20 protein-coding genes and 1 pseudogene are annotated in these 22,553 nt (G+C 63.8%); 11 read left to right on the top strand and 10 right to left on the bottom strand.

Annotated elements, in window-relative coordinates:
- Positions 1–42 precede the first annotated feature (42 nt).
- The 4 genes from oxlT (at position 43) to ACOIX3_RS14385 (ending at position 4,479) form a co-directional block, all read left to right on the top strand.
- Entirely contained in the window at positions 43–1,362 is a 1,320-nt protein-coding gene (gene oxlT / locus ACOIX3_RS14400; RefSeq protein ID WP_420970470.1) for an oxalate/formate MFS antiporter, read from the top strand.
- Between the two features lie 284 nt (positions 1,363–1,646).
- The gene (locus ACOIX3_RS14395; protein ID WP_212310984.1) at positions 1,647–2,081 is read left to right on the top strand and encodes a CBS domain-containing protein; all 435 of its coding nucleotides are present in this window, start codon (positions 1,647–1,649) and stop codon (positions 2,079–2,081) included.
- 240 nt (positions 2,082–2,321) lie between these two features.
- Positions 2,322–3,317 (top strand): NAD(P)H-dependent flavin oxidoreductase, encoded by a 996-nt coding sequence (locus ACOIX3_RS14390; RefSeq protein WP_420970469.1) that lies wholly within the window; start codon positions 2,322–2,324, stop codon positions 3,315–3,317.
- A gap of 193 nt (positions 3,318–3,510) precedes the next feature.
- Positions 3,511–4,479 (top strand): zinc-binding dehydrogenase, encoded by a 969-nt coding sequence (locus ACOIX3_RS14385; RefSeq protein ID WP_420970468.1) that lies wholly within the window; start codon positions 3,511–3,513, stop codon positions 4,477–4,479.
- A gap of 277 nt (positions 4,480–4,756) precedes the next feature.
- Here the strand turns inward: ACOIX3_RS14385 and ACOIX3_RS14380 are convergent, their stop codons facing one another.
- Positions 4,757–5,248, bottom strand: coding sequence for an RlpA-like double-psi beta-barrel domain-containing protein (locus ACOIX3_RS14380; protein ID WP_420970467.1), 492 nt, complete (start codon positions 5,246–5,248; stop codon positions 4,757–4,759).
- Between the two features lie 232 nt (positions 5,249–5,480).
- Between ACOIX3_RS14380 and ACOIX3_RS14375 the strand changes: the two are divergent.
- A pseudogene (locus ACOIX3_RS14375) lies at positions 5,481–5,694 on the top strand (zinc-binding dehydrogenase); the annotation flags it as partial.
- Positions 5,695–5,822: 128 nt separating this feature from the next.
- Here ACOIX3_RS14375 and ACOIX3_RS14370 read toward each other — a convergent pair.
- The 5 genes from ACOIX3_RS14370 to ACOIX3_RS14350 all read right to left on the bottom strand — a co-directional run bounded on the left by ACOIX3_RS14370 (position 5,823) and on the right by ACOIX3_RS14350 (position 9,096).
- Positions 5,823–6,353: a hypothetical protein gene (locus tag ACOIX3_RS14370; RefSeq protein ID WP_420970466.1), complete on the bottom strand. Its 531-nt coding sequence runs from the start codon at positions 6,351–6,353 to the stop codon at positions 5,823–5,825.
- A 194-nt stretch (positions 6,354–6,547) separates the two neighbouring features.
- On the bottom strand, positions 6,548–7,405 hold the full coding sequence (locus tag ACOIX3_RS14365) for a DMT family transporter (protein ID WP_420970464.1): 858 nt from the start codon (positions 7,403–7,405) through the stop codon (positions 6,548–6,550).
- Between the two features lie 73 nt (positions 7,406–7,478).
- Positions 7,479–8,093 carry a TetR/AcrR family transcriptional regulator gene (locus tag ACOIX3_RS14360; protein ID WP_420970463.1) on the bottom strand — a complete coding sequence of 205 codons (615 nt, stop codon included), beginning with the start codon at positions 8,091–8,093 and terminating at the stop codon, positions 7,479–7,481.
- A 164-nt stretch (positions 8,094–8,257) separates the two neighbouring features.
- Positions 8,258–8,644 (bottom strand): MAPEG family protein, encoded by a 387-nt coding sequence (locus ACOIX3_RS14355; protein WP_420970462.1) that lies wholly within the window; start codon positions 8,642–8,644, stop codon positions 8,258–8,260.
- A 2-nt stretch (positions 8,645–8,646) separates the two neighbouring features.
- Positions 8,647–9,096 (bottom strand): DoxX family protein, encoded by a 450-nt coding sequence (locus ACOIX3_RS14350; protein WP_420970460.1) that lies wholly within the window; start codon positions 9,094–9,096, stop codon positions 8,647–8,649.
- 131 nt (positions 9,097–9,227) lie between these two features.
- On the opposite strand from ACOIX3_RS14350, the gene ACOIX3_RS14345 reads away from it, so the two are divergent.
- Entirely contained in the window at positions 9,228–9,608 is a 381-nt protein-coding gene (locus tag ACOIX3_RS14345) for a winged helix-turn-helix transcriptional regulator (protein WP_420970459.1), read from the top strand.
- Positions 9,609–9,880: 272 nt separating this feature from the next.
- Here the strand turns inward: ACOIX3_RS14345 and ACOIX3_RS14340 are convergent, their stop codons facing one another.
- Entirely contained in the window at positions 9,881–10,084 is a 204-nt protein-coding gene (locus ACOIX3_RS14340) for a hypothetical protein (RefSeq protein ID WP_420970458.1), read from the bottom strand.
- A gap of 648 nt (positions 10,085–10,732) precedes the next feature.
- On the opposite strand from ACOIX3_RS14340, the gene ACOIX3_RS14335 reads away from it, so the two are divergent.
- From ACOIX3_RS14335 to ACOIX3_RS14325, 3 genes are all read left to right on the top strand, one after another.
- Complete coding sequence (locus tag ACOIX3_RS14335; protein WP_420970457.1) at positions 10,733–11,419, top strand: Crp/Fnr family transcriptional regulator; 687 nt, start codon at positions 10,733–10,735, stop codon at positions 11,417–11,419.
- Between the two features lie 237 nt (positions 11,420–11,656).
- Positions 11,657–13,045 carry a cation diffusion facilitator family transporter gene (locus tag ACOIX3_RS14330; RefSeq protein ID WP_420970456.1) on the top strand — a complete coding sequence of 463 codons (1,389 nt, stop codon included), beginning with the start codon at positions 11,657–11,659 and terminating at the stop codon, positions 13,043–13,045.
- 192 nt (positions 13,046–13,237) lie between these two features.
- Positions 13,238–15,559, top strand: a complete 2,322-nt coding sequence (locus tag ACOIX3_RS14325; protein ID WP_420970455.1) for an ATP-binding protein — start codon at positions 13,238–13,240, stop codon at positions 15,557–15,559.
- Positions 15,560–15,566: 7 nt separating this feature from the next.
- On the opposite strand, the gene mdoH is transcribed toward ACOIX3_RS14325, so the two are convergent.
- The 3 genes from mdoH to ACOIX3_RS14310 all read right to left on the bottom strand — a co-directional run bounded on the left by mdoH (position 15,567) and on the right by ACOIX3_RS14310 (position 20,245).
- A complete protein-coding gene (gene mdoH, locus ACOIX3_RS14320; protein WP_420970453.1) occupies positions 15,567–17,687 on the bottom strand; it encodes a glucans biosynthesis glucosyltransferase MdoH in 2,121 nt (706 codons plus the stop codon).
- Positions 17,675–19,156: a glucan biosynthesis protein G gene (locus ACOIX3_RS14315; RefSeq protein ID WP_420970452.1), complete on the bottom strand. Its 1,482-nt coding sequence runs from the start codon at positions 19,154–19,156 to the stop codon at positions 17,675–17,677. Before ACOIX3_RS14315 ends, mdoH begins: the two co-directional genes overlap by 13 nt.
- A gap of 192 nt (positions 19,157–19,348) precedes the next feature.
- Positions 19,349–20,245 (bottom strand): LysR family transcriptional regulator, encoded by an 897-nt coding sequence (locus ACOIX3_RS14310; RefSeq protein ID WP_420970451.1) that lies wholly within the window; start codon positions 20,243–20,245, stop codon positions 19,349–19,351.
- Positions 20,246–20,500: 255 nt separating this feature from the next.
- On the opposite strand from ACOIX3_RS14310, the gene ACOIX3_RS14305 reads away from it, so the two are divergent.
- Together ACOIX3_RS14305 and ACOIX3_RS14300 are read left to right on the top strand one after the other, a co-directional pair.
- Positions 20,501–20,977, top strand: a complete 477-nt coding sequence (locus ACOIX3_RS14305; RefSeq protein WP_420970450.1) for a formate dehydrogenase subunit gamma — start codon at positions 20,501–20,503, stop codon at positions 20,975–20,977.
- A complete protein-coding gene (locus tag ACOIX3_RS14300) occupies positions 20,974–22,542 on the top strand; it encodes an NADH-ubiquinone oxidoreductase-F iron-sulfur binding region domain-containing protein (protein WP_420970449.1) in 1,569 nt (522 codons plus the stop codon). Before ACOIX3_RS14305 ends, ACOIX3_RS14300 begins: the two co-directional genes overlap by 4 nt.
- Positions 22,543–22,553: the final 11 nt, after the last annotated feature.

Below are 22,553 nucleotides of genomic sequence, written 5' to 3'. Positions count from 1 at the left end.
ACACTGGGTCACAACAAGACCAGGCGCGCTCGGGAGGATTTGATGGTTTCCAGCAATGCTGCCGCAACACAAGCACAACCCTCGTCCAGTGGCTTCCGCTGGCTGCAGCTCGTCATGGGCATCGTCTGCATGGCGATGATCGCGAACCTGCAATATGGCTGGACGCTGTTCGTCGATCCGATCGACGGCGCGCATCACTGGGGCCGCGCGGCGATCCAGTTCGCCTTCACGATCTTCGTGGTGACGGAGACCTGGCTGGTGCCGGTGGAGGCCTGGTTCGTCGACAAATACGGCCCGCGGATCGTCATCATGTTCGGCGGCGTCATGATCACGCTGTCCTGGGTGCTGAACTCCTACGCGGACTCACTCACTTTGCTCTACGCCGCCGCTGTGATCGGCGGCATCGGCGCCGGCTCGGTCTACGGCACCTGCGTCGGCAATGCGCTGAAATGGTTTCCCGATCGCCGCGGCCTCGCCGCCGGCGCAACTGCCGCGGGCTTCGGCGCCGGCGCGGCGCTGACCGTGGTGCCGATCGCCAACATGATCGCCTCGAGCGGCTATCAGACCGCGTTCTTCGATTTCGGCATCGGGCAAGGCCTGATCGTGTTCCTGCTCGCCTTCTTCATCCAGAAGCCTGCGGTGACGATGCCGCCGAAGAAGAAGCAGCTCAATCTGCCGCAGACCAAGATCGACTTCACGCCGCCGCAGGTGCTGCGCAGCCCGATCTTCTGGGTGATGTATCTGGTGTTCGTGATGGTCGCCTCCGGCGGCCTGATGGCGGCGGCGCAGATCGCGCCGATCGCGCACGACTACAAGATCGCCAATACGCCGGTCTCGCTCGCCGGCTTCCAGATGGCCGCGCTGACCTTCGCGATCTCGCTCGACCGCATTTTCGACGGGTTCGGACGGCCGTTCTTCGGCTGGGTCTCCGACAATATCGGCCGCGAACACACCATGTTCATCGCGTTCGGTACCGGTGCGCTGATGCTGCTGACGTTGTCGACCTGGGGCCACAACCCGCTGGTGTTCGTGCTGGCGACCGCGGTCTATTTCGGCGTGTTCGGCGAGATCTACTCGCTGTTCCCGGCAACCTGCGGCGACACCTTCGGCTCGAAGTTCGCGACCACCAACAACGGCATGCTGTACACCGCGAAGGGCACCGCTGCGCTGCTGGTGCCGGCCGCCAGCATCGTTGCCGCCAGCTATGGCTGGCAGGCGGTGTTCGTGATTGCGGTCGCGCTCAATGCCACTGCGGCGCTGATGGCGCTGTTCGTGATCAAGCCGATGCGCCGCGCCTTCATCAACGGCAACGAGGCTGCCGCGGCCGCTGCCGAGACCACGACGAATGCCAAGACGGCCTGAAACGTCGGCCTGATTTGACGGCCCAAGTTCGGGACTCCCCCGCGGAGCTGATGGAGGCGCACTTCGGTGCGCCTCTTTCGTTTGGCGAGCACAGGGATGCCAGATGCCAGAGGCACCTTGGGCGGCCGAGAGCCCGCCCGCTCGACACCAGGTCACAATCGTCTGAAACGTCAGCAACTCTGCCTATTTCGGCGCTTTCCTGGTGATAGATTTCCACAACGGCCGCGTTGACAATTGGCATTTTGTATACCAGAATCCTGTCAACGATAACCAAGGAGGTTGCCATGCAAGTCGGAGATATCCTGCGCAAGAAGACCCCTCGCGTTGCCACGGTTCGCATGAACGAGACGGTGGCGATCGCCGCGCAATTGATGCGCGCCAGCAATATCAGCGCGCTCGTGGTCAAGGATGTCGTTCGCACCGAGGGCAACACCGCCGTCGGCATGTTTACCGAGCGCGACGTGGTGCGCGCGATTGCCGAGCACGGCGCGGCCGGCGCCAGCATGAAGGTCTCGCAATTGGTCTCGGTGCAGCAGCTGGTGTCGTGCACCTCGAGCGACACGCTCGAGCACATCCGTCATCTCATGACCAAGCACCACATTCGCCACGTGCCCGTGATCGACGATTACAGCCTGATCGGCGTCGTCAGCATGCGCGACATCGCGGCCGCGTTCGACGAGGAAACCTCCGCGTCAAAGAAGGACGCGGTGCCGGCGTAACAAGCATCTCCGCTATCATTGCTCTCGGCCAGGCGCTGCGTGCCGATCACCAGCGCCGGCCGCAATAACCTAAAACTCCGCCCTCGCCGGACCGCCGCGCCCCGTCATTTCCGCATGGGCGCGCCGCAGGTCGCCGGTAGACATTTGCCGGACAGGACTGCATCCTTCCCTCGACATCCAAAAACAACACCGTGCGCGGCCGTCCGCGTCGCGGAAAATTCTGATGGAAACGAGGGCAGAATGATCAAGACACGCTTCACCGAAATGTTCGGCGTCGACCACCCGATCGTGCAGGGCGGCATGCAATGGGTCGGGCGCGCGGAGCTGGTTGCCGCCGTCGCCAATGCCGGCGCGCTCGGCATGATCACCGCGCTGACGCAGCCGACGCCGGACGATCTGCGCAAGGAAATCGCGCGCTGCCGCGAACTGACCGACAAGCCGTTCGGCGTGAACCTGACCATCCTGCCCGCGATCAAGCCGCCGCCTTACGCCGAATACCGCCAGGTCATCATCGAGAGCGGCATCAAGATCGTCGAGACCGCCGGCAACAAGCCGCAGGAACATGTCGACGAGTTCAAGAGGCACGGCATCAAGGTGCTGCACAAGTGCACCAGCGTGCGCCACGCGCTGTCCGCCGAGCGGATGGGCGCCGACGCGATCTCGATCGACGGCTTTGAATGCGCCGGCCACCCCGGCGAGGATGACACCCCCGGCCTGATCCTGATTCCGGCCGCCGCCGACAAGGTGAAGATCCCGATGATCGCCTCGGGCGGCTTCGGCGATGCCCGCGGCCTCGTCGCAGCGCTGGCGCTCGGCGCCGAAGGCATCAACATGGGCACGCGCTTCATGTGCACCAAGGAGAGCCCGATCCATCAGCTCGTGAAGGAACGCATCGTCGCCAATGACGAGCGCGAGACCGAGCTGATCTTCCGCACCATGCGCAACACCTCGCGCGTCGCCAAGAATGCGATCTCGACCAAGGTCGTGCAGATGGAGAAGGAAGGTGCCAAGTTCGAGGACGTCCGCGAACTCGTCGCCGGCGCTCGCGGCAAGATGGTTTACGCCACCGGCGATGCCGACGAAGGCATCTGGTCGGCCGGCCAGGTGCAGGGCCTGATCCACGACATTCCGTCCTGCGCCGAGCTGATCTCGCGCATCGTGAGCGAGGCGGAAGCGATCATCCGCGAGCGTCTGGACCGCATGACGTCGGTGGCCAAGCGCCAGGCCGCGGAGTAAGCATCGAGTAGTGATCCGTCACCCTGAGGTGGCCGCTTCTTCAGCGGCCCTCGAAGGGTCGACGGCCACCGGCCAGGCCGTTCATCCTTCGAGACGCGCCGCGCGCTCCTCCAGCGACAAAGGCGTAGCCTTTGCGCGGGGATGACGGAACTCAGAGTCATCTCGAATTCGACGACACAACGAGAAGAAGCCCATGAAAGCCTATGTGTACGGAGCCAACGGCCCTGAAATCACCGACGTTGCGAAGCCCGTGCCGAAGGGCACGCAGGTGCTGGTCAAGGTTCACGCCTGCGGGTTGAACCGCGCGGATCTCGGCATGACCAAGGGCCACGCCCACGGCGCGGCCGGCGGCGTCGGCACCGTGCTCGGCATGGAATGGGCCGGCGAGGTCGCCGAGCTCGGTCCCGATGCCAAAGGCGTCAAGGTCGGCGACAAGATCATGGGCTCGGGCGGCGCGGCATTCGCCGAGTACACGCTGGCCGATCACGGCAGGCTGTTCCGCAGCCCCTCGAACATGAACTTCGACGAGGCCGCCACCCTGCCCGTCGCGCTCGCCACCATGCACAATGCCGTCGTCACCAATGGCGCGCTGCAGGCAGGCCAGACCGTGCTGATCCAGGGCGCGAGCTCCGGCGTCGGCCTGATGGCGATGCAGATCGCCAAGCTGAAGGGCGCGAAGCTCGTGGTCGGGTCCTCGACCGATGCGATGCGCCGCGGCCGCTTGAAGGAATTCGGCGCCGATCTCGCTGTCGATTCCAGGGATCCCGGCTGGGTCGATCAGGTGTTGCAGGCCACGGGTGGCGAAGGCGTCGATCTGATCGTCGATCAGATCTCGGGACCGGTCGCGAACCAGAACCTCAAGGCGACCAAGGTCAAGGGCCGCATCGTCAATGTCGGCCGGCTCGGCGGCACCCACGCCGATTTCAATTTCGACCTGCATGCGGCGCGGCGCATCCAGTATATCGGCGTCACCTTCCGCACCCGCTCGATCGACGAGATCCGCGAGATCTTCGACGAGGTGCGCAAGGACATCTGGCCCGCGGTCGAGGCGCGCAAGCTGCAGCTGCCGATCGACCAGGTCTACAAATTCGCCGACATCGGCAAGGCGTTCGAACACATGGAAGCCAACAAGCACCTCGGCAAGATCGTGGTGACGCTGTAGCGACGCACACTGCTCCGTAGGATGGGTAGGGCGAAGCGCGTGCGTTGGGCGGAGCACTCCTTCCCCGTCATTCCGGGGCTCGCGAAGCGAGAGCCCGGAATCCATTCCACCACTTGTTTCGCGGCTCAATGGATTCCGGGCTCAGCCCTTTCGGGCTGCCCTCAGGTGCGCAATTGCGCACGGGGGAATGACGATGGATGGTGCGTAGGATGCGTGGAGCGACTCGTCCGCCGTAGCTCGAAGAGCGAAGACGGAAAACGAGACCCATCGATGATGTTCAGCCGACCGGTCCGGGAATCCAATAATCCCCCGCAAGCGGGCTGACCTTTACGTCACCAATGACTCCGAGCTCCAGGCTTGGATCGAAATAGCGCATCGTCCGCTCATTGAGGTCAATGATGCGGCCAGGCCGCAGCGGCCCCACGTCATTTATCTTCACGATGACCTTCTTGCCTACAGCCTCGACGAGGGCATATTTCGGCCTCGCGCCAAATTGGACCCCACCAAACTTCCGACGCAAACTAGTCTTGATGGCAGCCGCCCAGACCGAGCGATCATAGCGCTCACCGGAAGCTGTGCTCGGGCCGCCCTCCTCCTTGCCGGGCTTGAACGGATCGTACATGGACGCTGCCCCTACGATCGCATCCCCACAAGCGGCATTGACGACGGCACTTGAATGAACCGAATTGATTTCACTTCGAGCAGCGGTGCCAGACATGGCGAGCGCAACCAGGGCGCCGCAAATTGCGGCGCTCGAGCCGAACAGCATCAGAACTCCTTGACTGATTTTTCTCGATCGTTCGGTTCCCGATTCCGCAAAACATGGTCGAACGAACGCGGAGGCGTTAGCGCGTGCCAATTCTTTGCGGATTCGCGCCAGTTCCGGCGACGGAACCATGATGAGAACCGGGGCGGTCCTCACACCGTGTCTTCAGTTTCGCGCCCGACTAAGACAGAGAATGCGTCAGCAAAATGACTGAATGGAGCGGTCTTCGACAACGCGTGAAGAGCATCTCGGCGTCACCTTCCGCACCCGCTCGATCGAGAATATCCACGAGATCTTTTGACGAGGTGCGCAAGGACATCTGGGCCGCGGTCGAGGCGCGCAAGCTGCAGCTGCCGATCGACCAGGTCTCCAAATTCACTGACATCGGCAAGGCGTTCGAACGCATGGAAGCCAACACGCACCTCGGCAAGATCGTGGTGATGCTGTAGCGCCGTGCACGCCGCGCCGTAGGATGGGTAGAGCGAAGCGAAACCCATCACCTCGCAGCGAGGATACAATTGGTCGACATCGCAGCGGTTTTGCCCATCCTACGGTTGTACTGTCCGTGACTCGATTTTCAAGGAAACATAACCCAACCGTCGCGCCTTACGAGGTCGGACCAAAATGCGATGCGCTTGATCTGCTGCGGCGGTGGCATTGGACGACTGTGGTCTCCGCTAAATTCTATTTCAAAATACTCTGTGAGGTTGGTCGCGTAAAAGATTACGTCGGAGTACATAGCGGACAGCACGGGGTTGCCTGCCTCATGCGGCTGCTCCGGCAAATACCGATGACTTAACAGCGGGATCAACTTCGGCGCGCGCGCAACGAACGGACGCGCTACCTCTCTTCGAGCGTCCGCGTTGTCCGGCCTTTCTCCCCACTCCGCTCGCCAGGCGAAACCTCTTTCAACAGACGCCAGCAGGCCTTCGATTGGCCATTCCAGCGCCTTCCTGATCGCGATTTCATCGGTCCAAACGTGCCCCGCAACCGGTCGTTTCTCTCTCAGGAGCGCTATCAAATCTGGCGGGAAAATCAGATCGAACTTCTCCTGTGCGTCATCAAGCTCCGCTTGTGTGTATCCCTTGCTCCACTCGCCCCACTTCATTGCTTGCTACTCCCAAGCGAGCAACCAACGGCTTCGCCCTTTCTTGTACCGCAGACTATCACATCCCGTTTGAAAGCGCGGGGATGTGCTTTTCTGAGCTCACGGCTGACGGTGCGTAGGTCGGGTAGAGCGGCAGCGAAACCCATCAAGGGTACGCGGGGTGAGATGATGGGTTTCGCTGCGCTCTACCCATCCTACGACCCTAATCTCGGTCGTACCTGTGTGATGGCGACGCCGGAGATCGCGAGCAGCCCGCCGACAACCAGCTTGGGCGTCACACTGTCGCCAAGAAACATTACGCTCGAAATCAAGGCGAACACCGGAAGCAGCAACCCGAACGGGGCGACACGGCTCATTGAGCAGCGCGCGATCAGCCAAAACCAGAGGCCGAACCCGACAATGCCTCCGATGAAGATGGTGTAGGCGAGCGCCAGCCAGCCACGTTGATCCGCCGTGCCAAGGCTCGCCAGCTGTCCATATTCGAGCAGCAACGACATCAACATCACCTGCGGCACGGTGAGCAGCGACGACCACCCCATCAACATCAGCGGATCAAACGGGCCGTAGCGCTTCGTCAGAACGTTGGACACCGCGAACGCGAACGCCGCCCCGACCACAAGCAGCAGCGGAAGCGCGTTGGTCGACAGCCCCGGCCCCGCCGCCAACACCACCACGCCGGCGAATGCAAGCACCACGCCGGCTGACGTGACGAGAGACGGCCTCTCCGCGAGCAGCGGCCAGGCCAGCAGGACGGTGAAAGGCGGCGCGAGTTGATATGCGACGGCCGATATGCTTCCCGAGCCGAGCCCAAGACCAACATAGAACAGCCCGAAGTTCAGTCCACCAAGGAAAAGCGAAATAGCTGCGATAGGGCCGAACTGTTGACGCGTGGGCTTCTTGACGAACGGAACAAGCAGCAGCGCGATCGCCAGGAAGCGCAGCGCGAGGAAGAACAGCGGCGGAAACTCCGCGACGCCCACCTTGATGGCCACGAACTGAAGACCCCAGAGCAAGGGAACGGCCACTGCGCAGACGATCTGGATGGCAGACATGGCATCATTCCTTTCACGACCGATCAGTCCAAATATGGGCGCACCAATAGCGAAGGCGTCCGTGGGTTATTGCTTATCTGATGAAGCGATCGAGAAGCGCGTCAGCGGTGGCTTGCCACGTGATCCGTGTCTGTGCGGTTTTGGCGACCACTCGTAACCCCCAAACGAAACAGACGAGAATTCGGGCGGCACTTGCAGGCTCGACGCCATCGGCCAATCTGCCCGCCGCCTCCGCGCGGGACAGCGCGTCCGCCAACCTGCCTTCCATGGTTTTGAAAAAGCCTGCGACGCGACGACCAGCCTCGGCATCCTGGCCGGCCAGTTCCATGGCCGTCGCCACCAGCAGGCATCCGCGCCGACCATCGGCGCCGCTGGCACGCTCGACGTAGCCGGCAAGGTAGGTCCGCAGGCCGGCGACCGGTTCCTTGCGGGGGTCGAGCTCGACATCCATCCGCGTCAGCGCATCGGCAATGTAGCGATCGAGCGCGCGCAGGAACAGCGAGTGCTTGTCGCCGAACGCGGCGTAAAGGCTACCACGCGAGAGCTTCGTCGCACGCAGCAGGTCCGGAAGCGCCGTGGCATGATAGCCGCGCGACCAGAACACATCCATCGCGCGTTCGACGGCGGCTTCGACGTCGAAACTTCGCGGGCGGCCACGGAGCGATTGCACTGCGGTTTGGCGGCTCATTGCCTATATATAGACCGATCGGTCTTTAAATTGCAAGGGGCCGCATTGAGTGATCTTCGACTGAAGTGCAGATGGGTAGAGCGCAGCGAAACCCATAATCTCACCATGCGGATACAATTGATGGGTTTCGCTGCGCTCTACCCATCCTACGGCGCTGCGCCGCCTCAAAGGGCAGCGTCCATGACAAGGCGTCCAGCCGCGACAAGCAACGCCGCGTAAGTCAAGAGCATTCCGAAGCCGCGTATAGGCGCCGATCCGCGGAGCATGCCGATCGCATGCAGCAGCCGCCCGGATGCGAGCGTTGCTCCGATGGCGACGACGATCCAGACCGGAACGGCATGCGCCTCGACCAGTCCCAGCGAGACAATCCCGAGAGGCACGTACTCGACAAAATTGCCTTGGGCGCGGATGCGTCGGCGTAGCGCCTCATCGGCGCCGTCGCCGACCATCTCCCCGACCTTTGCGCGGCGAAGGGAAACCGGCAATGACAGGGCGACAAGGCTGACCGCGAAGACCGCCGCAAAGATGGAGGTGATGGGAAGCGTCGTCATGGCTAGCCCGCGCCGTCGATGCTTGCGCCACCATCGGCGGTGAGGCTGGCCCCCGTCATGAGCCGCGCATCCGCCACCAACGCATAGGGCGACGGCATTTCGCGAGCCGCGTTCTGCGTAGCGAACGAGGCGATGAGCAATGCGAGGCCGGCTACGGCGGGCAAGGCCCCGCTCGGCTTGCGGACACCGAGATACGCCAGGCCCGACAGCAGCAGGTGATAGAACATGCCAGCGTAAGCGAGATCGCTGAGCGCCACGTTGGTGTGCAGCAGGATGGCAGCCGGGCCCAAGACCTTCACGACGATCATGAACGGCACGAGGTAAGCCGGGTATCCGAGGTCGGCCAGAGCCTGCCGGACCCAATTCCCTTTCGTGAGGTACATAAAGGCGGAGGTCAGATACAGCAGCGACAACAGCGCCGTGCTGATCCAGTAGATGTAGATCGGTGCCATGTGGTCGTCATGATTGCTGGTGGGACAGCAACATCCTTTGTTCGTGTCCATTCCACTGCGCCTTGCAGCGCACATCGAAAATGTAGAACAAGATTGATTTCGACAAGTAGGATGAATTACTTGCTGCAAGTATGGAAAAGCAGACCATGGCGAACAAAGAGATCAACATGCACGAAGAGATGCGGCGCGCGTTTGCGCTGCTCTCGGGAAAGTGGAAGCTGGAGATCATGTGGCTGCTCAATCAACGGGTCTACCGCTTCGGCGAGCTGCGAAAGGCAATCCCCGGCATCACCCAGCACATGCTCACCGCACAACTCCGCGAGCTCGAAGCCGACGGTCTGGTGTCGCGCACGGTGTTCGCAGAAGTGCCGCTCCGGGTCGAATATGGGATCACGGAGAAGGCACGCGGACTCGGCCCCACGATGGAAGCGCTGACGGCCTGGTGGAACAAGTATGGAAAGACCGTACCGGCAAGACCGAGTGCGCGCGGCCGCAAGGCGAAGGGCACCTGAGTCCAACGACACTGTCAGCGCGGTGCTGCAATCCTCAGCGCCGCGTAGGATGGGTAGAGCAAAGCGAAACCCATTCTTCCAGCCGCGGGCATTTGATTGATGGGTCGCTGCGCACGACCCATCCTACGGTACCCGGCGGCACGTCGCGGGCCGGCCTATGCAAGCGGCAAGGTGATTTCGCAGCTGAGCCCGTTGGCGCGCCAGTCAAAACGCACCTCACTTGATTCTCTCGGAGTCGGGATCCGCCATGGCAACTGTCCCGATCCGCATCGTTACTTCGACTTGACGGCTTGTGGTGCAAGTGCGCGCTTCATCGAAGCATACACCCTCAACTGTGCGGCGTTGCGAAGCGCATTCTGTCTCGCCTCGCCTTCAGGCAATTGCTTCGCCTCACCGGAGCGCGCCTCTGCCTGCTCATCCAGATGGTCAGCGGTCAAAAATGTAACCTTGGTCCTGTTACGCTTTCTGAGGTTCATGTCGGCAATCCCAAATTTCGCTCAAACCAGTCGAGTGGTCCGGATTGCGACGGGCCCGATACGACTTGCATCTGATGAACGTGGCCGCAGCTTTTGCAGCGCAGCGTCCAATGCTCATGGCCAGCTCGTGAAGGCGTGATCCGCTGGACCACGGTGGCGCCCGCACATCGCTCGCATCGTGGGCTCGACTGGACCCGGGGTGAGGGAGCTATTTGATCGGCCATTTTCAATCTCCCATGAGATTGCCAAGATCTAGTCGGGGGATTTAAGCTGGCCGCAAAGCCACCCGCGGGCGTCGCCGCTCAAGGGGTCACCGACCAAGGTTTGCTGGGCACGATCACACTTGGGGCATTCGAACGTGCGGAGTTGGTAGCCCCCTGGGCCTGGCGCAACGCAGGCCAGCCGCGTGCGGGTCTGGCAGTGCGGACAGTGCGGGCGCTCTATGACGCTCAGCGGCGGACCGGTTGGATATGTGCCAAAGCCGAGCATGCGGGCACCCTTCCTGGATCGGGCGGGCGCCCGCCACATTGCCGGACACCGGCCACCGACCGGGTGATTTTCTCCCCTTGGAAACTGGTCCGCTGGTCAATATTGACCACAACCCACCAGTTTTAATATTTAGACATCGCTGGTCCGAAGGAGGGGCTTGTGAAGTCTGCCAAGCGACAGTTCGATCCCCAGGCCTTTCTTGCCAAAGTCGGGACCGGCAAGACGATAGTGAAGTACCGTAAAGGCCGGATCATCTACGCCCAGGGCGAAGAAGCCGATAAGGTCTTTTACATCCAATCGGGCAAGGTCAAGGTGACCGTTGTTTCCGAGCAAGGCAAGGAAGCCGTCGTCGGCATATTGGATGCTGCGCAGTTTTTTGGCGAGGGTTGCCTGAATGGTCAGGCGGTCCGCGTTGGAACCGCAAGGGCGATGGAGGAGAGCCTTATCACCTCAATCACGCAAAAGGCGATGATGGCGGCGCTCCGCAAGGAGCCGCGATTTTCAGAACTTTTCGTGACTTACCTGGTCACCAGGAGCAATCGCATTGAAGAAGATTTGATCGACCAGCTATTCAATTCGAGCGAGAAGCGGCTCGCACGCCTGCTGCTTCTGCTAGCCAATTTTGGAAAAGATGGAAAGCCAACGCCAATCGACGCCTCGATCAATCAGGCAACCCTGGCCGAGATGATCGGAACAACCCGATCCCGGGTGAGCTTCTTCCTGAACAAATTTCGCAAGCTCGGATTGATCAGCTACAACGGCAAGATCGAAGTGCATCGTTCCCTGTTGAACGCGGTCCTGTATGAAAAGCCGCAGCTGGAAAGAGACGAAGAACCCGCCGAATAGATCGGACGGTTGCACGATCGCTACCCCGCACCCGGCATTCCCTGCGCCGAGATGAAGTATGTAATGACGGTGCGTCGTATCTCGCGAGAACCATCCTCGTCCTGACCTTGTGCGCAATTGGCGCACTAGGCCAGGACGACAGCGTGATTTTGGCGCAAAGATGCAATTGCAAGTGAGTGGCGATTGCGCGTGACGACTGACACTTGATGTTCACGGACTCCCTGCTAAACCCCGCCCATGAGCTCTTCCAGCACCAGCGCACCCAACACCAAGACATCCGTCGCCGCGATCTCGATCCTCGCCAGCGGCAGCATGGCCGTGGCGAAGTTCGTCGTCGGCATCGCGATCGGATCGCTGGCGCTGATATCAGAGGCGCTGCACTCTTCGATCGACCTGGTCGCCACCATCATCACCTGGGCGGTGGTGCGGGTATCGGACCAGCCGGCCGACGCCGAGCATCATTACGGCCACGGCAAGTTCGAGAGCGTCTCGGCGCTCTTCATCATCGCCCTGCTCTATGTGCTGGCCGGCGGCATCCTGGTGCAGGCCTACAGCCATCTGCGCGAAGGCGCGCCGCCGCCGTCGATCTCAGCCATTCCCTTCATCGTCCTCGTCCTCGATATCGGCGTCAATCTGTGGCGGGCCCGCGCGCTGCACCGCGCCGCGCGCGACACCAAGAGCCAGGCGCTGGCCGCCGACGCGCTGCATTTCGCCTCCGACGTGATGGGATCCGCGGCCGTCATCGTCGGCCTGGTGCTGGCGGGCTTCGGCTTCTGGTGGGGCGATGCCGCGGCCGCCATCGCGGTCGCCGTGATGATCGCCCTGCTCGGCCTGCGCATGGCGCGCGAGACGGTCGAGACCCTGCTCGACCGCGCGCCCGAAGGCGCGCTGGAAAAGGCCACCGCGGCCATCAAGGCCGTGCCGGGGGTGGTCGACGTCGAGCGCTTAAGGGTCCGCATGGTCGGCGCCACGCATTTCATCGACGCCATTGCCGCCGTACCGCGCACCTACCCGATCGACCGGGTCGAGGACATCAAGCGCAGGGCGCAGCAGGCGATGACCAAGGCGTTCGGCGACGCCGACCTCACCTTCACCGCGGTGCCGGTGGCGCGCGACAATGAGAGCGTCCGCGAGCGCATCATGGTGATCGCGCGCAACTCCGGCCTCGCCATCCACCACGTCACCGTGCACGACATCGGCGGCAAGCTGATCGTCGGCATCGACCTCGAGGTCGACAGCAACATGGCGCTGGACGCCGCGCACGACATCGCCCACGAGCTCGAGCGCGCGATCCGCGAGGATTTTGGCGAGGACGTCGAGGTCGACACCCATATCGAGCCGCTCGAGCCGGAACTGCCGTGGGGAACCGACGCCGCGCCCGACCGCGTCGAAGCCATCAAGACCGCGCTGACCGGATTTGCCGATGGCGGCGCGATCCATGACATCCATAATGTGCGGGTCCGCAACACCGACGCCGGCGAGGTCATCAACTTCCATTGCCGCGCTGAGCCCTCGATGAGTGTGATCAAGGTGCACGAAAGCGTCGACGGGATCGAACGCAAGCTGCGCCGCGCGTTCCCCACCGTGAAGCGTGTGATCAGTCACGCAGAACCGACGCGCGCGTAATTCTACGGAGCCGTTCCTGTTTCGGACTCACTTTGCGCCTGATGATTCTCTCTTGGACAAGAATTTTTTCGCATTAACGAATCGTTGACTCTCGACAGCCCGGGAAATCTGGATTCAAATCATCATGATTCGGATGCGACGTGGGGAGCATCCGATCCGGGTAAAAAATCAGCTTAGATGGGGGTCTAAGGCATGGCGCGCGCGCATGCAGCGAACGCTTGTGTCCAATCCGATTCGATCAAGGGATTGGCACAGTCGATCGCGAAACCGGCCTATCACAGGCTCCTGACGGCCGAGCCTGCACTGCGCCGCGCTGTCCCTACGCTGATCATCGCCTTCCTCATCACGATCTGCCTCGGCGCCTTCGTCCAGGTGATCGACCAGAACCGGCAGAAGCGCGGCGCGATGAAGCGGGACCTGGCCGCGCTCTCCGACATCCTCGCCGAGCGTCTCGACCGCCTGACCTCGGTGCGGCGCGACCGGCTCGCCAATATCGAGCGGATGCAAGAGCTGCTGCCGGATCTCATTCCATCCTGGGGCATCGCCAACGGCCGCCATGTGATCATCACCAGCGCCGATCACCGCGTGCTGGCGCGCGTGCCGATCGATGGCGCCGGCGAGAACGACCGCGTCCTCGACATCGTCTCCACCGCGCAGCTCCTGGTCGCACCGGGCCAGCAGGGTGCGGTCAGCGACATGACGTTGCCGGGCGGCACCGGCGCGCTGGCGATCTCGCAGCTCGTCAAGTCGCTGCCCGGCCAGGTCGTCGTCATCCAGGAGATGAACGAGCCGATCTGGGGATCGGACGCGGCGCTCTCGGTGACGCTGTCGGCGACCACGAGCTTCGTGGTGCTGATCCTCGGCTTCGCCTTCCACTGGCAATCGACCCGCGCCCGCGAGGGCGACCTGATCAACGACGCCGTGCGCGGCCGGATCGACACCGCGCTCAATCGCGGCCGCTGCGGATTGTGGGACTGGGACCTGTCGCGCGGTCGCATCTTCTGGTCGCAATCGATGTTCACCCTGCTCGGCCTCGATACCCGTAACGACCTCCTCACCTTTGGCGAGGTCAACGCGCTGGTGAACTCCGACGACATCAACCTGTTCGACATCGCCGAGCAGCTGATCTCGGGCAAGATCGATCACATCGACCAGAGCTTCCGCATGCGCCATGTCGGCGGCCACTGGATCTGGCTGCGCGTCCGCTGCGAGCTCAGCCACGCCGCGGCCGACAGCGGCTTGCATCTGATCGGCATCGCGGTCGACATCACCGAACAGAAGAGCCTCGCCGAGAAGTCGGTGGAAGCCGACCTCCGGCTGCGCGACGCCATCGAGACCATCCCGGAAGCGTTCGTGCTCTGGGACGCCGAGGACCGCCTCGTGCTCTGCAACTCGCACTTCCAGCGGCTGCACAAGCTGCCGGATAGCGCCGTCAGCCCCGGCACGTCCTATGAGACCGTGATCGAGGTCGGCAGCATGCCCGAAGTGCGCACCCGCCTGCACGAGAGCGGCGTGCCGGCGCCCGGCGCCCGCACCTTCGAGGCGCAGCTCGACGACGGCAGCTGGCTGCATATCAGCGAACGCCGCACCAAGGACGGCGGCTACGTCTCGGTCGGCACCGACATCACCCGCATCAAGGCGCACGAGCAGAAGCTGGTCGACAACGATCTCCGCCTGCGCGCCACCGTGATCGACCTGCAGCGCTCGCAATCCGAGCTGGAGCGGCAGGCCGTCGAGCTCGCCGACCTCGCCGAGAAGTACTCGCAGGAAAAGACCCGCGCCGAGGACGCCAACGCCGCGAAGTCGAAATTCCTCGCCAATATGAGCCACGAGCTGCGCACGCCGCTCAACGCCATCATCGGCTTCTCCGAGATCATGGGCTCTGGCCTGTTCGGGACGCTCGGCTCGGACAAATACGCGGAATATTGCCACGACATCCTGACCTCGGGGAAATACCTGCTCGAGGTCATCAACGACATCCTGGACATGTCGAAGATCGAAGCCGGCCGCATGAAGTTCGACATGGAGCCGCTCGACCTCTCCGGCATCCTCGCCGAGTCGCTGCGGGTGGTCTCCGGCCGCGCCGAGCACAAGGGCCTGTCGCTCGAATCGGATATCGAAAGCACGATCTCGGTGGTCGCCGACCGCCGCGCGGTCAAGCAGATCATCGTCAACCTGCTCTCCAACGCCGTGAAGTTCACGCCCGACCACGGCCGCGTACTGGTGCGCGGCCAGATGCTCGATGACTCGATCGTGCTGCTGATCGCCGACAGCGGCATCGGCATCGCGCCGGAATCGCTGCGCCGGCTCGGCAAGCCGTTCGAGCAGGTCGAAAGCCAGCTCACCAAGAGCTACCAGGGCTCGGGCCTGGGACTGGCGATCGCGCGCTCGCTCACCAACCTGCACGGCGGCTCGATGAAGCTGCGCTCCAGGCTCGGCGTCGGCACCGTCGTCCGCATCACCCTGCCGCGCGATCCGCGCTCCGTGCAGAGCAGGCTGCGCGAGGCGGCCTGAACCACGCCTACTTGGCGAGCAGGCCCTCCAGCGACGCCGGATCGCCGAGAACGGCCAGCGTCTCGCGCGGCGTAAGGTGGTCGACGGCCTCGTCGAAGCTGTCGCTTGCGTCGATCCGCGCGCGGGCCACCACGAGGTGAAGGTCGATCTCGCCCGGACCGCCACGCTTGGTCGGCGGAAGCGATGACAGATGGCGGTGCAGCAAGCCGGAATCCTGCCGCAGCGCAGCCAGCGCAGGCACTGATGCGCGAGCAGGTGACGCCGCCAGTTCGTTGGCGCGGACCAACACGCTCGGCGGCCTCACCTCCTCCGGCGTCATGAACAGTGCCCGCAGCGCGGGCTTGGCGGTCCACGCGCCGATCGGAATCGCGAACAGAAGGCCTACGATCACCGGCGACATCCATAGCAGCAGCGGCAACGACACCGCCCAGGCGCTGATCGCCATCGCGACACCGCAAGCTGTCGGGACGCCGTACTTCCGATAGAGTTCCCGCCGCTCGACCTCGCCATCGTCGCGCCGCTGCGTCTGCCAGCCGGCATCGCGGCCGAGCAGGATCTCGACCACGGCGATCGACTGGAACACCATCATGACGGGTGCGACCATCGCCGAGATCAGCACCTCGGCGATCACACCTGCCAGCGCCCGGAAGCCGCCGCCGAATTGCCGGCGTACGTCCCGCCGCGTCAGCAGCAGGATGAAGCCGAGCAGCTTCGGCACGATCAGGAGCGCCATCGTGAGGCCGAACACCCACGCAGCAAGCACGGGATCCTGCGCCGGCCAGTTCGGGAACAGCGAGAAGCCCTTTGGGAAATATTCGGGGCGAATGAAGCGCGCCTGCAACGAGATCAGAATGCCGAGCAGCAGGAACGCAAGCCAAAGCGGCGCGGTGACGTAAGAGCCGATCCCGGTCATGAAATGCAGCCGTGAGATCCAGTGCAGGCGGCGCGTGGTCAGCACCGCAAGATGCTGCAGATTGCCCTGGCACCAGCGCCGGTCGCGCGCGGCAAAATCCAGCAGCGACGGCGGCACCTCCTCGAAGCTGCCGCCGAGCATCGGCGCCATGTAGATGCCCCAGCCGGCGCGCCGCATCAGCGCCGCCTCGACGAAATCGTGGCTCAGAATATGCCCGCCGAACGGCTTACGGCCCGAGAGTTCGGGCAGTCCCGCCTGCTCCGCAAAGGCCTGGATCCTGATGATGGCGTTGTGCCCCCAGTAATTGCCCTCGGAGCCGTGCCACCATGCGACGCCGGCGGCGACCATCGGCCCGTACAGCCGGCCGGCAAATTGCTGCAGGCGGCTGAACAGGCTGCGCGCATTGACGATGATGGGCAGCGTCTGCAGCAGCGCCGCCTGCGGATTGGTCTCCATGGCGTGAACCATCCGCACCATGGTGTCGCCCGACATCAGGCTGTCGGCGTCGAGCACGATCATGAACTGGTAGGCGCCGCCAAATCGCGTGATCCACTCGCCGACGTTGCCGGACTTCCGCGCGGTGTTGTCGGCGCGATGCCGGTAGTAGAGCCGTCCCCCGCCGCAGGCATCGCTGAGCGCGAGGAACGCCTGTTCCTCCGCGATCCAGATGTCGGGATCGCGGGTGTCGCTCAGCACGAACCAGTCGAAGCTGTCGTCCTGTCCGGTCGCCGCGACGGACTCGTGAATGGCGCGCAGGCGTGCCATCAACTGATGCGGATCCTCGTTATAGGTCGGGAGCAGCACTGCGGTCCGGTTCGCAAGCTGTGGCAACGGACCATCGTCGCGGATCGGCAGGGAACTCCCGTTGCGCCGAAGCAGCACGAAGAAGCCGGCGAGCGCCGAAGCGAACGAGAACGCGATCCAGGCGAGCAGCGCGACGAACAGCGCCAGCACCATGCCCTCCATGATCGTCACGCCGCCGACCTGGACCACCATGTACATCTCGTAGGCGCCAGCGCCGGTCAGTGCGACGGTCAGCATCAGGACGAAAGCGCGGCGCGTGAACATGCCCGCGCCGACCGACACCGGCTTGCTCACCGCGCGCGGCGGCCGGCCGAGGTCGGCCGCCGCCATCGCAAGCGGGCTCTCTCGTGGCAGGAAGCCTTCGGCCGCTGCCGCGACGTCGGGACGAGGCGACGTGACTATGGCGCCCATCGATAGACCCAGATCTCCGAAAGCGGCTTGTCATCCTGCGCCAGATGGGCGCGCAACTCGATCGGATCCTTCTTGACGGCGCACTGGAAGCTGAGCCGCCATCCGCCCGTATTCGGATTCGGCTGCGTGACGATGTTCGTGATCTCGGCCTTCTCGGCCGACACGACGCCCTTGATGCTCTTGGGATCGACACCCTTCAGATTGTCGCCGAACAGATCGAGCACGAACAGCTTGCTGTTCTCACCATGCGCGCCGATGCCAGTGCGCGTGAAGCGCGCCAGCGAATGCGGCTTCGGCGCGTCGGATCCCCAATGCAGGCGATAGGTGAGATTGGTCTCGCTCTTGGCCTTGAGCGGCGCCTTCGGCCGCCAGAACGCGGCAATGTTGTCGTGGATCTCCTCCTTGGTCGGAATCTCGAACAGGATGACCGCGCCCTCGCCCCAATCGCCGATCGGCTCGACCCACAGGCTCGGGCGCTTCTCGAAGCTCGACTCGATGTCCTGATAGGCGAAGAAATTCTTCTCCCGCTGCATCAACCCGAAGCCGTGCGGATTGATGTCCTGGAACGTGCTGATCTGGAGATCGCGCGGATTGCTCAGGGGACGCCACAGGCTCTCGCCCCTGCCGTTGTAGATCGCGAGCCCGTCGGAATCGTGCACCGACGGTCTGAAGTCATCGACCTCGTTGCGATCGTTCGGCCCGAAGAAGAACATGCTGGTCATCGGCGCAACGCCGGCGTGCTCGAGATCGGCGCGCGGATAGAGCGATGCCTCGACATCGAACACCGTGGTCTTCCCCGGCCTGATCGTGAAGCGATAGCTCGCCGCGCAGCTCTTGCTGTCGAGCAACGCGTGAATGACGAGGGATGTCGCGTTGGGCACCGGGCGCTCGAGCCAGAACGCCTTGAAGAACGGAAACTCCTCGCCCTTCGCCTCGCCGGTATCGATCGACAGGCCACGCGCCGAAAGGCCATAGGTCTCATCCTTGGCGACGGCGCGGAAATAGCTCGCTCCGAGGAAGACGCAGACCTCGTCGTAATAGTCCGGCTTGTTGATCGGCGCGTGGATCCGAAATCCGGCGAATCCGAGATCGGTCTCGGTGAACGCAGGCACGGTCTCACCGAACGAGAACATGTCCTTGCTGTAGCTGACTTCGCTGACCTTGCCGTCCGCGACCTCGAAGATCTTGACCTTGTTCTTGTAGAAGAATCCGCGGTGGAAGAACTGCGCTTCGAACGGCAGCTTCTGGCCGCGCCACAGCGCGCGCTCGGGCACGAAGCGGATCGAGCGGTACTGATCGTAATTCAGGTCCGTCAGGCCATTGGGCAACTTCTCGTCCGGCGCCTCGAACGACTTGCCGGCGAGATTGCGGGCGAGCTCCCTCACCATCGACGGGTTGAAGGGTGCATCAGCCGTGTTTTCCGCCGCGGCGGCCTCCCCCTGCGGCAAGAGCATCAGTGCCGGCAACATGGCCGATCCGTGGAGTAACTGGCGACGATTCAAAGCGGCTCCTGCTTGCTGACCGGGACGCCGCAATGAAACCGCTCAGCCGCCGCTGAGTTCCACGGCTGCCATGCGCGCAGGACAATTGCTTCGCCGCGGGGCTAGACCCGGCGGTCGTCGGAATGGGAACCGGCTTGGAAGCGCCTCGATTGCCCGGCGCTACGCGCTCTCCAGCTTCGGCGCGACCTCGCGCGCGACCTGCACCAGGGCTGCGATCAACGGCGTCATCGGATCCCGCTGCGGGATCACCAGGCCGACACTGTAGTCCACCACCGGATCGACGATCGGAATGCTGCGCACGGCGTCGGCAAGGCCAAGCGTCTCGGCGAGCTTGGCCGGCATCACGCTGGCCCAGCGTCCGGTCTTCACATGGGTGTAGAGCACGAGCAGGGAATTCGACGTCAGCGACGGCGTCGCCTCAGCGCCGACCGAGGTCAGCGCGCGATCGATGATACGGCGGTTCTGCATGTCGGGCGTGAGCAGGCACAGCGGCACGGTGCCGACTTCCTTCCACGTCACCTGCTTGCGGTCGCCGAACATCGCATCCGGCGCGGTCAGCAGACGATAGCTCTCGTTGTAGAGCGGGATGGTGCGGACCTTACCGATCGGCTCGTTCTCGATGTAGGTCAGCCCGGCATCGACCTCGAGATTTTCGAGCAGGCCGAGCACATCGGCGGACGTGCACGACTGGATGCGAAACCGCACATCGGGATGCCGCGCCCGGTACGGCGTGGTGAGCGAGGCCACCATGCCGAGCGCGGTCGGGATCGCGGCGATCCGGATCTCGCCCGACAGCTTGTCCTTGAGGCTGTTGATCTCCTGCTTCATCGCCCGCGCATCGCCGACGATGCGCCGCGCCCAGTCCAGCGTCCGTTCGCCCTCCGGCGTGAAACCCTGGAAGCGGGATCCGCGCTGCACCAGCATGACACCGAGGATTTCCTCGAGCTGCTTGAGACTGGTCGACATCGTCGGCTGGGTGACCCCGCAGGCCTCCGCAGCGCGGCCGAAATGCCGTTCCTTGGCCAGCGCCAGCAGAAGTTCCAGCTTGTCGATCAAGGTTCAAACCCCTTCGGAAAACGGCGCCCCAACGGCGGCCCGTCGTGTCCATAGGTAGCACGATCGGGGTGCGATCCCGAAATCCAAAGCGCCCCGGAAGTGCGTGATTCCAGAACATTATTGCGATCCCGGATCGGCCCATTCGGCAACGCTATTAATCGCGTTTCGCAATCGCCGCATGAGACAGCTTTATTGATGTTTCGAAGGATTCCAATTCTCATGTGCAAAGCAAAAATCGGATCGTGAGAAGCGCTGATGACGGTGGGATACGAACCTTGGGACAGGGCGCGCGGCGTTGAGATCATCGCCGAGCATGCCGGGCTTGAAGGCGCCACGCTGGTGATCCTGCACGCGCTGCAGGAGGCCTTCGGCTATGTGCCGGAGCCGGCGATCCCGATGGTGGCGGAGGCGCTCAATCTGTCCCGCGCCGAGGTGCACGGCGTGTTCACCTTCTACCACGACTTCCGCAAGCAACCGGCCGGCCGCCACGTCCTCAAGCTCTGCCGCGCCGAGGCCTGCCAGGCCGCGGGCGGCGATGCGCTGGCCGCGCGGGCGGAGGCCAGGCTCGGCGTAGCCTTGGGCAATACCACGGCGGACGAGCGCGTGACGCTGGAGCCGATCTACTGCCTCGGGCTCTGCGCCACCGCACCCTCGGCGATGCTGGACGGCCGGCTGATTGGCCGGCTCGATGAAGCGCGCATCGACGCGCTGGTGGCGGAGGCACAGCGATGACGATGCGAATTTACGTCCCCCGCGATGCCGCCGCGGTCGCGGTCGGCGCCGACGAGGTCGCCCTCGCCTTCGCGCAGGCCGCAGCAGCGCGTGGCGCGGCAATCGAGATCGTCAGGAACGGCTCGCACGGGCTGTGCTGGCTGGAGCCGATGGTCGAGCTTTCGACCCCCGAAGGCCGCATCGCGTTCGGCCCGGTGACCCCGGCCGACGTGCCGTCGCTGCTCGACGCGATGGCCGGCAACGGCCAGCATGCGCTGCGGCTTGGTGTCACGGATGAGATCCCCTGGCTGAAGCGCCAGACGAGACTGACCTTCGTCCGCTGCGGCGTGGTCGATCCGCGCTCGGTCGACGACTATCGCGCCCATGGCGGCTACAGGGGCCTGGAGCGCGCGCTGACGCTGAGCTCCGACCAGATCCTCGCCGATGTCACGACCTCGGGCCTGCGCGGCCGCGGCGGCGCCGGCTTCCCGACCGGCATCAAGTGGAAGACGGTGGCGCAGGCCAGCGCCGACCGCAAATACATCGTCTGCAACGCCGACGAGGGCGACAGCGGCACCTTCGCCGACCGCATGATCATGGAAGGCGACCCCTTCGTCGTGATCGAAGGCATGACGATCGCAGGTATCGCGGTCGGCGCCACCAAGGGCTACATCTACATCCGCTCGGAATATCCACACGCGGTCGAGGCGATGAACGCGGCGATCGTGGCCGCCCGCCGCGCCGGATTCCTCGGCAAGCGCATCGGCGGCTCGGCGCATGAGTTCGATCTCGAAGTGCGGGTCGGCGCCGGCGCCTATGTCTGCGGCGAAGAGACCTCGCTGCTGGAGAGCCTCGAGGGCCGCCGCGGCATCGTGCGGGCCAAGCCGCCGCTGCCCGCGCACAAGGGCCTGTTCGGCCGCCCGAGCGTGATCAACAACGTGCTGTCGTTCGCGGCGATCCCCTTCATCCTCGACAACGGCGCCAAGGCTTACGCCGATTTCGGCATGGGCCGCTCGCGCGGCACGATGCCGATCCAGCTCGCAGGCAACATCAGATATGGTGGGCTGTTCGAGACCGCGTTCGGCGTCACGCTCGGCGAGCTCGTCGACGAGATCGGCGGCGGCACCTTCACCGGGCGCGAGGTTCGCGCGGTGCAGGTCGGCGGTCCGCTCGGGGCCTACTTCCCGCGCGCGCTGTTCGACACGCCGTTCGACTACGAAGCCTTCGCCGCCCGCGACGGCCTGATCGGCCATGGCGGCATCGTGGTGTTCGACGACACCGTCGACATGGTCAAGCAGGCGCGCTTCGCGATGGAGTTCTGCGCGGTCGAATCCTGCGGCAAGTGCACGCCGTGCCGGATCGGCTCGACCCGCGGCGTCGAGACCATGAACAAGGTCATCAACGGCGAGCGCGTGGCGGAAAACCTCGCCGTGATCGAAGACCTCTGCAACACCATGAAATTCGGATCGCTGTGCGCACTCGGCGGCTTCACGCCCTACCCGGTGATGAGCGCACTGAAGCACTTCCGGGAAGATTTTGGCGGAGATTTAGGTCCCGCACCGGCTCGCCTGCAGGCCGCGGAATAGCAAGGAGATCA

The sequence above is a fragment of the Bradyrhizobium sp. B120 genome, from assembly GCF_049075665.1.
GTDB lineage: Bacteria > Pseudomonadota > Alphaproteobacteria > Rhizobiales > Xanthobacteraceae > Bradyrhizobium.
The sequence above is the reverse complement of the archived record's forward strand: the minus strand, read 5'-3'. Positions and strand labels throughout refer to the sequence as shown.